The sequence below is a fragment of the Plantibacter flavus genome (assembly GCF_900177615.1).
Classification (GTDB): domain Bacteria; phylum Actinomycetota; class Actinomycetes; order Actinomycetales; family Microbacteriaceae; genus Plantibacter; species Plantibacter flavus.
The window spans coordinates 326,467-340,574 of sequence record NZ_FXAP01000003.1; the positions used below are offsets into that span (position 1 = coordinate 326,467).

13 protein-coding genes are annotated in these 14,108 nt (G+C 71.1%); 7 read left to right on the top strand and 6 right to left on the bottom strand.

The features are described 5' to 3' along the window. Positions 1-38: 38 nt before the first annotated feature. From B9Y95_RS11520 to B9Y95_RS11530, 3 genes are all read right to left on the bottom strand, one after another. A complete protein-coding gene (locus B9Y95_RS11520; protein WP_085512001.1) occupies positions 39-1,307 on the bottom strand; it encodes an ABC transporter substrate-binding protein in 1,269 nt (422 codons plus the stop codon). Positions 1,308-1,398: 91 nt separating this feature from the next. Further along, positions 1,399-3,411: a DUF2264 domain-containing protein gene (locus tag B9Y95_RS11525; protein ID WP_085512002.1), complete on the bottom strand. Its 2,013-nt coding sequence runs from the start codon at positions 3,409-3,411 to the stop codon at positions 1,399-1,401. Further along, entirely contained in the window at positions 3,411-4,430 is a 1,020-nt protein-coding gene (locus B9Y95_RS11530) for a hydroxyacid dehydrogenase (RefSeq protein ID WP_200811395.1), read from the bottom strand. The genes B9Y95_RS11525 and B9Y95_RS11530 overlap by 1 nt, the downstream gene beginning before the upstream one ends. Before the next feature lie 128 nt (positions 4,431-4,558). Between B9Y95_RS11530 and B9Y95_RS11540 the strand changes: the two genes are divergently transcribed. The 3 genes from B9Y95_RS11540 (at position 4,559) to B9Y95_RS11550 (ending at position 8,647) form a co-directional block, all read left to right on the top strand. Then, positions 4,559-6,517: a heparinase II/III family protein gene (locus B9Y95_RS11540; RefSeq protein ID WP_123539673.1), complete on the top strand. Its 1,959-nt coding sequence runs from the start codon at positions 4,559-4,561 to the stop codon at positions 6,515-6,517. Beyond that, on the top strand, positions 6,514-7,662 hold the full coding sequence (locus tag B9Y95_RS11545; RefSeq protein ID WP_085512005.1) for a substrate-binding domain-containing protein: 1,149 nt from the start codon (positions 6,514-6,516) through the stop codon (positions 7,660-7,662). Before B9Y95_RS11540 ends, B9Y95_RS11545 begins: the two co-directional genes overlap by 4 nt. Positions 7,663-7,771: 109 nt before the next feature. Further along, entirely contained in the window at positions 7,772-8,647 is an 876-nt protein-coding gene (locus tag B9Y95_RS11550; protein WP_085512006.1) for an endonuclease domain-containing protein, read from the top strand. A gap of 59 nt (positions 8,648-8,706) precedes the next feature. Here the strand turns inward: B9Y95_RS11550 and B9Y95_RS11555 are convergent, their stop codons facing one another. Continuing rightward, the gene (locus B9Y95_RS11555; RefSeq protein WP_085512007.1) at positions 8,707-9,201 is read right to left on the bottom strand and encodes an FBP domain-containing protein; all 495 of its coding nucleotides are present in this window, start codon (positions 9,199-9,201) and stop codon (positions 8,707-8,709) included. A gap of 327 nt (positions 9,202-9,528) precedes the next feature. Between B9Y95_RS11555 and B9Y95_RS11560 the strand changes: the two genes are divergently transcribed. After that, positions 9,529-10,737 (top strand): cysteine desulfurase-like protein, encoded by a 1,209-nt coding sequence (locus tag B9Y95_RS11560; protein WP_085512008.1) that lies wholly within the window; start codon positions 9,529-9,531, stop codon positions 10,735-10,737. Between the two features lie 96 nt (positions 10,738-10,833). Here the strand turns inward: B9Y95_RS11560 and B9Y95_RS11565 are convergent, their stop codons facing one another. Next, entirely contained in the window at positions 10,834-11,115 is a 282-nt protein-coding gene (locus B9Y95_RS11565; RefSeq protein WP_085512009.1) for a hypothetical protein, read from the bottom strand. A gap of 97 nt (positions 11,116-11,212) precedes the next feature. Beyond that, entirely contained in the window at positions 11,213-11,695 is a 483-nt protein-coding gene (locus B9Y95_RS11570; RefSeq protein ID WP_079001201.1) for a MarR family winged helix-turn-helix transcriptional regulator, read from the bottom strand. A 105-nt stretch (positions 11,696-11,800) separates the two neighbouring features. Here B9Y95_RS11570 and B9Y95_RS11575 point away from each other — a divergent pair, with 105 nt between their 5' ends. The 3 genes from B9Y95_RS11575 (at position 11,801) to B9Y95_RS11585 (ending at position 14,102) form a co-directional block, all read left to right on the top strand. After that, on the top strand, positions 11,801-12,373 hold the full coding sequence (locus B9Y95_RS11575; RefSeq protein WP_085512010.1) for an NADPH-dependent F420 reductase: 573 nt from the start codon (positions 11,801-11,803) through the stop codon (positions 12,371-12,373). A gap of 66 nt (positions 12,374-12,439) precedes the next feature. Next, positions 12,440-13,324 (top strand): TolB family protein, encoded by an 885-nt coding sequence (locus B9Y95_RS11580; protein WP_085512011.1) that lies wholly within the window; start codon positions 12,440-12,442, stop codon positions 13,322-13,324. A gap of 79 nt (positions 13,325-13,403) precedes the next feature. Further along, complete coding sequence (locus B9Y95_RS11585) at positions 13,404-14,102, top strand: IclR family transcriptional regulator (protein WP_085512012.1); 699 nt, start codon at positions 13,404-13,406, stop codon at positions 14,100-14,102. The last annotated feature ends 6 nt before the right edge of the window (positions 14,103-14,108 follow it).

Here is a 14,108-nt window from a genome sequence, read left to right on the forward strand (position 1 = left end):
GGATCGCGGGGCCGGGCGGGCCGACCCCGCGATCGCGGCTAGTCGACGAGGACGTCGTTCTTGACGCGGTCCTGCATCTTCGTGATGGCGTCGTCGACCTTCGACTCGCCGACCATGATGAGGTCGTGCTCCTCGTCGAGGATCGAGCTGACGTCGGAGGAGTACTCGCTCACGGGCATCTCGAGCACGACGTCCTTCGGCTCCTGGAACGCCTTGACCGAGAGGTCGTCGGTCGGGAGGGCCGTGAACGCCGCGGTGACGTCGTCGGACTGGTACGCGGGGACGACACCGATCGCGGCGATGGCCTTGGCGCCCGCCTCACTCGCGGCGAACTCCAGGAAGGTCTTCGCCGCAGCCTGGTGCGTGGAGTTCTTGTTGACGGCGAACGCGGTCGGCGAACCGAACGTCACCGTCTCCTCACCGGACTTGAGCTGCGGCATCTGCGCGACACCCCAGTCGACGTCGGTCGCGCCCGTCTCGATGGACTGCGCGATGCCCGCGATGTACCAGGTGCCCATCGGCATCATCGCGGCCTTGCCGGTTTCGAACATCGTGCGGTAGCTGATCTGCTGGGTCTTCGCCGTGCCGTAGTCGAGCGCGTAGCCCTTCTCCTGCAGGTCGAGGGTGAGGTCGTACTGGTCCTGCATGAAGCCGTAGTCGCCGCTGATCAGGTCGCCGCCGGTCTGGGCTGCGGCGATCGACTGGACGACGGAGCGCCAGTAGTGGTTGTACGTGCCGTAGACCTTGGAGTCGCCGTCGCCCGAGGTGAGCTTCGCCGCGATGTCCGCGTACTCGTCCCAGGTGAGGTTGTCGGGGTGCTCGATGCCGGCCGCATCGAAGATGGCCTTGTTGTAGTACAGCAGCCAGAAGTCCTGACGGTACGGCGCCGCGTAGTAGGTGTCGTCGAGGGCGAACGGCTCGATCCCGGCGAGCTTGTCCGCGCCGATGTCGTCGACGACGTCGCCCACGTCGACGAGCTGGCCACGGTTCGCGTAGCGCGCGTAGTCGGTCACGTTCTTCATGGTGAGGACGTCGGTCTTGTCGCCGCCCGCGAGCATCGTCGTGACCTTGTCGGAGTAGTCGTCGGCGAGGATGTCGACGGGCTCGATCGTGATGTCGGGGTGCTCGGCCTCGAAGGCGTCGAAGAGCGCCTTGAACTCGGGCGTCTGGTCGTAGTTCCAGACGGAGACGCTGAGCGTGACAGGGCCGTCCTCGTCCTGCTGGGCGGAGCCTGCACCCGAGCAGCCGGTGAGGGCGAGGCCGGCTGCTGCGGCGATCGCGGAGATGGTCAGGATGGGTCGCTTCATTGCGGATGCTCCTCGGTGAGTAGTGGTGCTGTCGGTGGTGATGGCGGTGCTGGTGGGACGGGATGCTGCGGGGTGGAGCGGTCGGTGCGCGTCAGTGCGACGCGGGCAGGTCGAGCGAGGTCGTCGCCCCGTCCGGCCAGGTGATGGTGCGGGCGGTGGACCCGGCGACGCCCGCGATCGCCGGGGCGTCGACGCCCGGCTGCGTGGCGCCGTCCAGGAGGAGCGCGAACGCGTGCCAGTGGTCCGTGCGGACGGGTCCGTCGGTCTCGCACCACGGCGTGCCCGAGCGCGGTCCGAGCGGGGTGGCGTCGTCGAGGTCGCGGACACCCGACCGGAGCGCGACGGTCGGGAGCGGGTCGTGCTCGTCCGGGAGCGCGACGACGGCCGAACGCACACCGTCGGCGACGGCGACCGCCGAGGTCGGGTCGGTGGCGACGGCCAGGTCACGACCGCTGACGGTCCACCCGCCGACACGCAATGCGCCGAGGGGGACCTCGTCGCCCGCGCCCGGGACGACGCGGACGAACCGCACCTCCCAGGGCCCACGGACGGCCGAGCAGAGGTGGATCCGCGCGCCGGCGCGGGTCCGGTCCGCCGCGTGGCCGTGCCCGTGGTCCGGGCCGTCGGCGTCGGCGTCGATCCAGCGGGCGAGACCCGAGGACGTCGCCCGACCGGTGGCCGACCCGTCGGAGGTCGGCAGCGTCGTCAGCCCACCTCTGGTGAACCCGGAACGGTGACTCGGGACACCCTCGGCGTCCAGGAGTACCACCGATCCGTCGAACGGGTCGCGGGCATCGGCGGAGAGCACCGGCGCGGTCGCCGTCGAATAGCCGAGGCGTGCGTACAGCGGGGCATCGCGTTGGGCGACGCCGTCGTTCGCGTGGTCCGTCCCGTGGTTGACGACGCGGACGACACCGTCGGCGGTCGTCCCGCTGACGATCCACCCCGGGGCGACGACGGTGCGGAGGACGTCGCCCCGCTCGATCGGCAGTGGTTCCTCGATGGCCGTCCACACCGGATGGTCGGCCCGGAGCGCGAGCCCGAGCATGCCCTTCGACGCCCAGTAGGGCGAACCGGGGCCGGAGTAGGACTGTGCGAGCTGCCGCCACTCCTGGTGCCAGCCGAGCGTCAGGATCCCGCGGTCGTCGGGGGCTCCAGCGGCGTCGAAGTGCGACACGACACCACTGGCCGCCCGACGGATGAGTCCCGGCGAGAGCGCGGTCGATCCGGCCATCGCACCGGCCCAGAACGGCGCGGCGGCGGCGAAGCGGTAGATGAGACTCCGCCCCTGGACGAGCGGCGAACCGTTCGCGCCGACGAGCGTGACGGCGTCCTCCAGGTAGCGGTCGAGGTGGGCGTCGTAGCGGTCGAGGCGTGCCTGATGCGGGTGGCCCGGCGCGAGCATCGTGCGCCACAGCACCGGATAGAGGTGGAGCGCCCACCCGGTGTAGTGGTCGTAGGCGCGCGTGCCGCCGTCGGCGAACCAACCGTCCTCGCGGAAGAAACCGTCCGCGATCGCGAGGTCCTCCTCGAGGTCCGCTTCCGAGAACGGGCCACCGACCGTGCGCAGGAACTCCTCGACGACGATGCGGAACCACACCCAGTTGATGGGCGGGTACGGCTGGCCGATGACGGTGGCGAGCCAGTCGATCGTCGTGCGCTTGGTCCGGTCGTCGAGACGGTCCCACAGTTCGGCACGGGTGAGGTGGAGTCCGATCGCGATGGCTGCGGCCTCGACCTTGGCCTGGTCGACCTCGTCCGGCCGCGGCCACCGCTCCGGGGAGTCCGGGTCGGTGCCCGCCGCGAGGCCGGCGGCGTAGCGCTCGACGAGGTCGCCGGTCCGTGCGGGGTCACCGGCGATGCGGAAGGCGGCGAGCATGAACGTCCGCGCGAACCCCTCCAGTCCGTCGATGTCGGAGCCGTAGCCGCCTGGCGCACCCGGGAACAGGATGCGAGCACGACGGGGCGAGGTGAAGGGTTCGGCACCGCCGAGCAGCCGGTCCGCGAGGTCCTCCCAGTGCCTGCGCGTCCAGCCGGTCGACGGTGACAGGGTGCGGTCCAGGGCGAGTGTCTCCGACGCCCTGGCGGTCAGGAGCGCGACCATCAGGCGCTCACCCCCAGGTCGGCGACCCGGACGGCTTCGCGCGGGTCCTCGCCGTTGAGGAACCGCTCCAGGTCGTCGAGCGCCGCGTCCGTCATGCGCAGCGTCTCCCGGCCGAGGGAGCCCGCGATGTGCGGGGTGATCGAGACGTTCGGGAGGTCGAGCAGCGGCGAGTGCACGGGCAGCGGTTCCGGGTCGGTGACGTCGAGGATCGCGTCGAGGCGCCCGCTCGCGCACTCCGCCGCGAGGGCGTCGGTGTCGAGGAGGCTCCCGCGGGCCGTGTTGATCACCGTGGCGCCGTCCGGGAGCGCCGCGAGCTGGGCAGCCCCGATCATGCGCTTCGTCTCCGGGAGCTCCGGGGCATGCAGCGAGAGCACGTCGACGTTCGGCAGGAGTTCGTCGAGCGGGACGAGTCGGGCTCCGGCCGCGGCGACGGCCGTGGCGTCGGCGTAGGGGTCGGCGACGAGCACCTCGACCGCGTCGAGCTGCTGGAGCAGGGCGACGACGCGACGGCCGATGCGCGAGAAGCCGACGACGCCCACCCGGCGTCCGAGGTTGGACAGGTTCGTGGTCTCGAGCAGGGTGCGCCACTCGCGACGGTGCGCCCGCGGGTCGCGGGCGAAGACCTGTGCCCGCTTGCCGGCGAGCACGATCGAGGCGAAGGTGAACTCGGCGACCGGGATGGCGTTCGCCTCGGCGGCCGTGGTGACGACGATGCCGCGCTCCCAGACCGCGTCGGTCACGAGCGAGCGGACCGTGCCGGCGCAGTGGAAGACCGCGCGCAGCCGGGGCATGCGGTCGAGCCGCTCCGCCGTGAGCGGCGGGGTGCCCCACGAGGTGATGAGCACCTCGACCTCAGCGAGCCGTGCGGCGAGCGCCGGGTCGTCGAGGTCGCCGGTGGTCTCGTCGTCGCGGACCTCGCACAGCGCGTGGAGCCGGGCCAGTCGGGCGTCGTCGAAGAGCGTCGAGAACACGTCGGGCCACATGGCGACCAGGGCTGCGGGGCGCGCGGCGTTCGACATCTGGTGCTCTCCTTCGAGTGGGCCGCGGTTGCATGCGGTTGTCAGGTAGTGAATACTCCAATCCGATCGGAGTCAAAACAGTCGATCACAAACGAACAAGCTCGATCGAAGATGATCATGGAGACGTCGTGCATCCACCCTCGCAGACCGCACCGGCCACACCCGCCACCGATCAGCGACGTCGGTCGCACGGCCCGTTGGTGACGGCGTGGTCACAGCGCCCGGCGACCGCACTCCGGTCCATCGTGCCGGACGGCGACTGGAGCTCGATCGACCGGCGACTGCTCGACGCTTTCGTCGCCCAGGCGACCCGTGAGTCCGCGACCACCGACCGTGCCGCGACGCCCTGGCCGCAGCCGCTCTTCTCGCAGTACAGCGCCTACCCGCTCGCCGGAGAGCGTCTCTCCTACGAGACGGCGGTCGGTGACCGACTCGCACGCCTCTCCCGCGCCGTGGTCCTCGCCGCCGCGTCCGCAGCCGGTGTCGCGGTGGCCGCACCACTCGACCCGCTCGCCGAGGTCGCCGACGGCCTGTGGCTCCTCGCGGAACAGACGACCTGGTGCTGGGCGGCCCACGACGACGCGTTCCGTCGGTTCGGGACGGTCACGCCGTCGCTCGACGAACCGTTCCTCGACCTCGGCGCCGGTGAGGCGGTCGCGGCCGTCGCCTGGGCGATCGCCGTCCTCGGCGACGAGCTCGACGAGCGCTACCCGGGCCTCACCGACCGGCTGCGAACCGAGGCCGAGCAGCGGGTGTTCCGGCCGTTCCTCGACCGCGACGACTGGCACTGGCTCGGCCTCGATGTCGACCCTGGCGGCGAGCCGGACGCCCTCCACAACTGGAACCCCTGGATCCTCGGCAACACGATCGCCGCGGCGGCGGTGCTCTGCAGCCCCGACCGAGCCGAGCTCGTCATCGACCGAGCCGTCGACGGCATCGACCGCTACCTGGCGGGCCTCCCCAAGGACGGCGCGATCGACGAGGGCTGGGAGTACTGGTGGAACGGAGCGGCTCGCGCCCTCGAGGCGCTCGAGACCCTCGATCGTCTCGCCGGAGGTCGCCTCGCGCTCGACGGCCTCGACCTGCTGCCCGAGTCACTGCGCTTCCCGCTGCGGATGCAGCTGTCCGCCGACTGGTACGTGAACGTCGCGGACGCCGGAGCACGCGGTGACCGCTCGCTCCCGTTCGATCTGCTGCATCGCTGGGGCCGGCGACTCGCCCTGCCGGACGTCGTCGCGTACGCAACGGCACATCGCGATCCCGATGCACCCGTCGCCACGGACCGGGCCGGACTCGGACGTCTCGTCCGCGTCTGCCTCGATCATGAGTGGGCGGTCGCGGACGCCCGGAGCGCAGCCATACCGCTGCCGGCTTCGGTCGACCTGTCGTCGATCGGCGTGAGCCTCGCCCGTGAGCACGACGGGCGATCCGACGGACTCGCGGTCAGCCTGAAGGGCGGCCACAACGACGAGAACCACAACCACAACGACCTCGGGAGCGTGATCGTCGCGCTCGACGGCGTCCCCGCGATCATCGATCCCGGGCGGCCCACCTACGACGCGCGGACCTTCGGCCCGGACCGCTACGACATCTGGTGCATGCGCAGCGACTGGCACAGCGTCCCGGCACCGCGCGGTCTGCTGCAGCAACACGGTCCGGCGTTCGCGGCGCGCGATCGCCGGGGCGGAGACCAGGGCGGGCAGGCGAGCTGGTCGATGGACCTCGCTGCGGCCTACGGGCTGGCGGAGCACGAACGCTGGCGCCGGACCGCGACGCTCGACCGCACGGCGTCGCGGGTCGTGATCGAGGACGTCTGGACGCTCGACGACGCGGCGGGCACGATTGTCACCCTCATACTGTGGGGCGACGCGACCGAACTCGATCAGGCGACTCTGCGCGTCCACCGGCCGGTCGCCGGCATCCGGGACGTGGTGCTCCAGCACGACGCGGCCGAGGTCGCGATCGAGGTCGTCCGACTCGACGACCCGATGATGCGGTCATCCTGGGGCGACACGATCACCCGCGTGCGGCTGTTTCCGCATCCCGATTCGGATCGTCTGCTCGTCACCGTGGAGGCCGCACGATGAGCGACGACGGCGTCTCCGGAGACCGGGGACCGACGGGCGGCACGGGACCCTCACAGGTCTTCGGCATCGAGCGCCGCGAACGCATCATGGACGAGGTCCGACGCAACGGTTCCGTCGTCGTCCGCGAACTCGCCGTCATCCTCGGCGTCACGGAGCTGACGATCCGACGCGACATCACCGCGCTCGCCGACCTCGGGCTCGTCACGCGGGTCCACGGTGGTGCGACCGCCCGGAGTTCCCTCGACCAGACGGTCGCGCGATCCGCCGACGCCGCCGGCCCCGCCCGATACCGCATCGGCATGGTCGTGCCGTCGCTCAGCTACTACTGGCCGCAGATCGTCAACGGCGCCCGTGCCACGGCCGCCCTCAGCCGGTCGCAGCTCGTGCTCCGCGGCTCGTCCTACGACCCGGCCGACCAGCGCCGGCAGATGGCCGCGCTCGTCGAGACGGGTGGGATCCACGGGCTCATCGCCGCACCCGACACCGCGGGCCAGGACGGGTACGCCCTCCTCGCCTGGCTCGATGCGCTGCCGATCCCGGTCGTGCTGGCAGAGCGTCGCGCACCGTCATCGCTCGCGCTGCGCTCACTGGAGTGGGTGACGACGGACCACGAGTTCGGCGCGGTGCTCGCCGTCCGCCACCTGTACGAACAGGGGCACCGCCGCATCGGCATCGCCGCGGCACGACACTCCCCCACCTCGGACCACCTGCGGCGCGGGTGGGCCAGGGCGTCCGCGGACCTCGGGCTGGACACGGGCCTGACGGTGAACGCCGAGATCGACGACGTCGAGAACGGCGCCAGGGACGCCCGGCTGGGTGCGCTCGTCGACGAGTGCCTCGCCACGGGGACCACCGCGCTGTTCGTGCACGCCGACCCGCAGGCGATCCTGCTCGAGCACCACTGCCTGGACCGCGGTGTGCGGATCCCCGAGGACCTCGCCATCGTCGCCTACGACGACGAGGTCGCGGAGAACGGCGAGCCGCCCATCACCGCGCTGCGCCCACCGAAGCAGCACATCGGTCGGATGGCCGTCGAGACGATGGTCGCCCGTCTGTCCGAAGGCCGCCGTCGTCCGACGCAGCGCACCCAGGTCCTCCCCGAGTTGCAGGTCCGCGCCTCGTCCCTGACCGCGCCGCCCGCCTGAGTCGCCCGGATCTGCGCGAAATCGGCCGGATTTCGTGCAGATCCGGGCGACTCAGCAAGCCTGTGGAGAACGTGGGCGGGTAACCACTCGGTGCAGGCACAGTGATGGGATGCCAGCTGAGCTTCCGGACGGACCGTTCCTCGTCGGCGACGCGCTGCGCAGCGGGATGACACCCGGCGAACTCCGCAGTCGTCGGCTCGAGAAGCCGGGTCACGGCATCCGGTCCGCCCGCCCGGTGGAGACGGTCGAGGATCGCTGTCGTGCATTCCTGCACCGCCTGTCCGACCGGGTCTTCGTCTGCGGTCCGACCGCTGCCCTCCTGCTCGGCCTGCCGCTCCCGTGCCGGCTCTCCACCCCCGATCGCCTCGACCTCGCCGTGGCCGCACCGGCCCGCGCTCCGCACGCCGCCGGGATCGCCGGCCGGTCGGTCACGATCGATGAAGCGGACGAGGTGTTCGTCCGCGGCGACATCAGGCTGACGAGTCCGGTTCGAACGTGGCTGGACCTTGCCGCGACGCTCCCGCTCGCCGATCTCGTCGCGACAGGCGACCACCTGCTTCGGACGAGTACCGCAGGCCTGGCCGAGTTGGAGGAGGCTGCAGCCCGCTATCCGAGCCGGCGCGGCCGTGGAGCCATCGCCGCCGCACTCCCGTTGCTCGATCACCGCGCGGAATCACCGCCCGAGTCCATCGTCCGCGTCGCGCTGGTGCGCGGAGGCCTCACCGGCTTCGAACCGAACCAGGAGATCCGGGCGGCGAACGGATCGTTCCTCGCCCGCGCTGACCTCTGCCACCGGGCAGCGCGGATCGTCATCGAGTACCAGGGTGACTACCACCGGGTCGAGGTCGACCGGTGGCGCAAGGACCGCGCTCGCTCCAACCGCCTGCGGGCCGCAGGGTGGACGGTCATCGAGCTGACGGCCGACGATCTCCGTGACCTCCGCGCCGTCGTCGCCTCGGTGCGCGCCGCCCTCGCCGGCCACTGAGTCGCCCGAATCTGCACGATAATCACTGGATTTCGTGCAGATCTGGGCGACTCAGCGGGTCAACCGACGCCGTTCAGGACCGAGGAGGCGAAGGAGGCCGCACGGACGCTCAACGTCGCGATGCGCTCCTGGCGGGCCGCCTCCGCGTCGAAACCGACGTAGGCGAGCGGCGGCAGCTTCCGCACGTTGGACGAGCACTGGAAGTCGGCGCAGACGAGCGTGCCGACGGTGTCGCCGTTCTTGCCGGCCTGTCCGGCCCGCTTCGCGCTGTAGAACACGACGTCGTTGCTGAGCGTGATGTCCTGGCACCACGCGCACTGCGGCCGGGTGCGGGGCATCGCGTCGGCCTGTCTGAGCAGGATGCCGACGGGTTCGCCGTCGACGATCGTGACCACGTACGCGCGTCGCGGCAGCTTCTTGTCGCGCCACCCGAGGAAGTCACGCACCTCGAAGTCGAGCGTGTCGAGGTCGACAGGAAGGCTCACGTCACTGACCTCCTTGCGCGACGCGTTGACGAAGGAGGCTCGGATCTGGGATTCGTTCAGGGGGATCATGGGTTCACCGGTTTCGGCTGGGCCGTCGTGGCGACGGCGGAGAGACCCTCCGCGCGTCGGTGCGCTGCGGTGGGTGCGTCAGGGTGCGCGGCCCCGTCGTCGCCGCTCGGACGAGCGCGATGGACGAGGCCGACGTCCTCACCGGGTGGGCGAGGTGGTCGACCGGGTGGACCGCTCTCTCGGGCCGGCGTTGCGGACGCCGACGACCTCCAGACGCCCGACACGGGGCGGAGCGATGAGCATGGACACACAGGCACTGTATCAAGCGATCGCGCGCTCGCTCCCCTGGTCCCCACGTTCTGGCTCCCGGCGCGGCAGGATGGACGCATGAGCCTCGACGTCGCACTCCTCCGCACCGCGTTCCCCTCCCTCGACTCCGGCATCGCCCACTTCGACGGCCCCGGCGGCACCCAGACGCCGCTCGCCGTCGGCCAAGCCATCCTCGACACCCTCACCGGCCCCCTGTCCAACCGGGGCTCGTCAGTCGCCTCCGAACGTCGGGCGGACGACGCCGTGACCGCCTTCCGCGCCGCCTGCGCCGATCTGCTGGCCGCCGATCCTCGGGGCATCGTCTACGGTCGCAGCGCCACCCAGCTCACCTACGACTTCTCCAGGCACCTGTCGCGCGGCTGGATCGCCGGCGACGAGATCGTCCTGTCCCGACTCGATCACGACGCGAACGTCCGCCCGTGGGTGCAGGCGGCGGACCGCGCGGGCGCAACCGTGCGCTGGATCGACCTGGACCCGGCGACGGGCGAGCTCGACGTCGCGGACCTCGACGACCTCATCACCGAACGGACGAGACTCGTCGCCGTGACCGCGGCGTCGAACCTCCTCGGCACCATCCCGCCGGTGCGGACGATCGCCGACCGGGCGCACGCGGTCGGCGCGCTCGTCTGGGTCGACGGCGTCCACTACACGGCCCACCACGTCGTCGACGTCACAGCCCTCGGTGCCGACTTCTTCGTCTGCTCGCCGTACAAGTTCTTCGGGCCGCACTGCGGTGTCCTCGCCGCGTCGCCGGCGCTGCTCGAGTCGATCCACCCCGACAAGCTGCTGCCGTCGACGAACGTGGTGCCGGAGCGCTTCGAGTTCGGCACGCTGCCCTACGAACTCATGGCCGGCGTGACGGCGGCCATCGGCGTGCTCGCGTCGATCGACCCCGGTGACGCCACGACGAGGCGCGACCGTCTGGTGGCCTCCGCCGCAGCCGTCCACGAACGGGAACTCGCGCTACGCACCCGCATCGAGGAGGCTCTCGCAGAGCTCGGCCCCCTCGTCGAGCTGCACTCGCGAGCCGCCGAGCGCACGGCGACACTGTTCATGACGTTCCCCGGCAGGCGTGCAGCCGACGCGGCCGCCTTCCTCGCCGCTCGCGACGTCCTCGCACCAGCAGGCTCGTTCTACGCGGTCGAGCCGTTCGCGGCGCTGGGCCTCGAGGACGTCGGCGGTCTCCGCGTCGGCGTCGCCCCGTACACGTCCGACGAGGACGTCGACCGCCTGCTCGACGGCATCAGGGCCTTCCTCGCGGGCTGACCGGCTCGCGGGCTGACCGGCTCGCGGGCTGACCGGCTCGCCGACTGAACGGCTCGCCGGCTGAACGGTTGGCGGGCCGACCCGGCGACAGCGCCCTCAGGAACGCTTGCCGCTCTCGCGTCGCAGGACGACGAACCCGGCGACCATGACGACCGCCCCGAGGACGAGGGTGACGATCCGGAAGAACCCGAAGTCGTCGACACCGAAGATCAGGGGTCCGGCGAAGAGGAACGTGGCGCCGACGAAGTACCAGACGGAGGTCGTCCCACCCTTGAGCGACGTGGGCGGTGGCGTCGATTCGGGCTCCGCCGCGGCGGGACCGTCCTGGGGCACCTCGTCCCCGTGTGGTGCGGGTCCGGGTTGCGTCGGTCCGGTCATCACTCGCTCCGATCCGCGTCGCGCTCGGTGGTGTCCACGACGTCGAGCCCCACGCTACGCAGCCCTCGAGCGCCGCGAATCCCCCAGGTGACGGAGATCAGGCTTCGCTGGCGAACATCCGTCCGTCGGGGTCGAGCTTCGTCAGGAGGGCGGCGGAGATCTCGCCGAGCTGCTCGATCTGCGCCGGCGTCAGCGCGTCGAGCACCAGGGACCGCACGTGCTCGACGTGGCCCGGCGCAGCCTGGACGACCTTGTCCCAGCCCGCATCGGTGAGCGTCACGTTCGTCGCCCGTCGATCCTCCGGGCACGGCGTCCGCGCCACGAAGCCGGCCTCCTCCAAGCGTGTCAGCACCCGCGACAAGCGGGGCAGGGTCGCGTTCGTCCGCGCAGCGAGCGCCGAGGTGCGCAGCGTGCGGCCCGGGGTCTCGGACAGCATCGCGAGCGTGAAGTAGTCGAAGTGCGTCAGATGCTCGTCCCGCGTGAGCTGGAGGTCGAGGGCGGCCGGCAGGAGTTCGAGCACGGCGGCGAAGCGCACCCAGGAGCGTTGCTCGTCGTCGCTCAGCCATCGCGTCTCGGTCATGACTCCAGCGTAGCAATAGTTGCGCCTACAACTAACCGGTGTTACGTTAGTTGTACCAACAACCAATTGACCCGTGACCAGGCGGCCACGAGAAGGAGCATCGTCATGACGAACGTCACCATCTTCGGAACCGGCAACATGGGCAGCGCCATCGCCGGTGTCCTCGCAGCGGGCGGTGCCTCCGTCGACCACCTCGGGTCGGCCGAGACCGGCACGATCACCGGCGACGTCGTCGTCCTCGCGGTCCCCTACCCGGCCCTCGCGACGATCGTCGAGCAGTACGCCGACCAGCTCGCGGGCAAGGTCGTCGTCGACATCACCAACCCCCTCGACTTCTCGACCTTCGACGCCCTCACCGTCCCAGCCGGCAGCTCGGCTGCAGCGGAACTGCAGGCGAAGCTCCCGAACTCCCACGTCCTCAAGGCCTTCAACACGAACTTCGCCGCGACCCTCGCCGCGAAGCAGGTCGGCGACGTGGCCACCACGGTCCTCATCGCCGGGGACGACGCCGACGCCAAGGCCGCACTCCAGCAGCTCGTGACCGCCGGTGGCCTGGAGGCCGTCGACGCCGGGTCGCTGAAGCGCGCGCACGAACTTGAGGCGATCGGCTTCCTGCAGCTCACGCTGGCGGCGTCGGAGAAGATCTCCTGGACCGCGGGGTTCGCGCTCGTCAAGTAGTCGTCGGATCGTGATCCGGGAGGAACGGTCCTCCCGGATCACGACGGACTGGAGGACGATGGGCGCATGACCTTCCGCGCCCTCGCCCCCGGCCAACGTTCCAGCGTCCTGCTCGGCGGGCCGCACGATGATGCGCCCGTCCTCCTCTTCGAGACCGACGAGCTCCTCATCGAAGCGCCGAACTGGTCCCTCGACGGCCGGACGCTGTACCTCAACGGCAACGGGCGGCTCTGGGCGATCACGGTCGACGACCCGACCGCAGGGCTCACGCCGATCGAGTTCCACGGCCTTCCCGAGCTCAACAACGACCACGTCCTCGACCCCGACGGCGAACACATCCTCCTCTCCGCGATGGACGGGCACATCTACCGCGGTGCCCTCACCGGCGGACCGGTCACGAAGCTCACCGCCGACGACGACCGGTGGCACTTCCTCCACGGCGTCTCCCCGGACGGCACGCGGATCGCATACGTCGAGCTCGAGGGCTTCGAGCACCCCGGTCGGCTCGCGATCGCTCCGGCGGTCGAGGGCGGCGGCCCCGTCACCGTCCTCGACACGGGCGACGGCCACCTCGACGGACCGGAGTGGTCGCCCGACGGCCGGTGGCTGCTCTGCAACACGGAGCACTTCGGCACAGCCCCGGGCCATGCGCAGCTCGCGCGGATCCCGGACGGCGGCGGTGAGCTCGAGCAGCTCGTCGTGAGCGACACCGTCGACTGGTTCCCCCACCCCTCCCCCGACGCCCGCCTAGCCTCGTACATCGCCTTCCCCGCCGGCACGATCGGACACCCGGCCGACCTCGACGTCGAGGTCCGGCTCGTCTCGACCGACGACTGGGCGACCCCGCTCCGCCGTTATCCGCTGTTTGGCGGGCAGGGCACCCTGAACGTGAACGGCTGGGCACCCGACAGCTCACGATTCGCCTTCGTCGCCTACCCGATCACCCGCTGAGTCGCCCGATTCTGCACGGTTTCGGCGAAGAATCGCACCGATCCGGGCGACTCAGGGGGCTCGTCGATAGGGTCGGAGCGTGACCGATGCCAGCAGCGCCCACTCCCAGACGCTCTCGCGCGGCATCCGGATCCTCGAGGTCCTGGCCGACGCGCGCACCCCGCTCACGATCGACGCCCTGAGCGCGACGCTCGGTCTGCACCGCAGCGTCACCTACCGGCTGCTGCGCACGCTCGAAGACCACCGCCTGGTCGTCCGCGACGGTGCAGGACGAATCGCGCTCGGATCGCGCCTGGCGGCCCTCGCCGCCGGCGTCTCCCACGACCTGCAGGCCGCCGCGCTGCCCGAGCTGACGGCGATCGCGAACGAGCTCGGCATGACCTGCTTCCTCACCGTGCTGGACGGCGACGAGATCGTCACCCTCGTCAGCGTCGAACCGCGGCACACGATGGGGTCGATCGCGCAGCGGCCCGGTACCCGGCACCCGGTCGGTGTCGGTGCGCCCGGCAAGGCGATCGCGTCCCGACTGCCTGCGTCGCAGTGGCCGGACTCGCTCGACGACGACCACCGCACCGAGCTGGCGGTGGTCCGCGAACAGGGCTGGGCGTCGAGCCACGACGAGGTCATCACCGGTCTCCGCGCTGTCGCCGTACCACTCGCCGTGCACGGCTCGCCGGCCGCCGCGCTCGCGGTCGTCTACGTCTCCAGCAGCCGACCCGAACCCGAGATCGCGGCCCGCCTCATCGAGGGGGCCGCGACCATCGCGTCGTCAGTCTGACCGCGG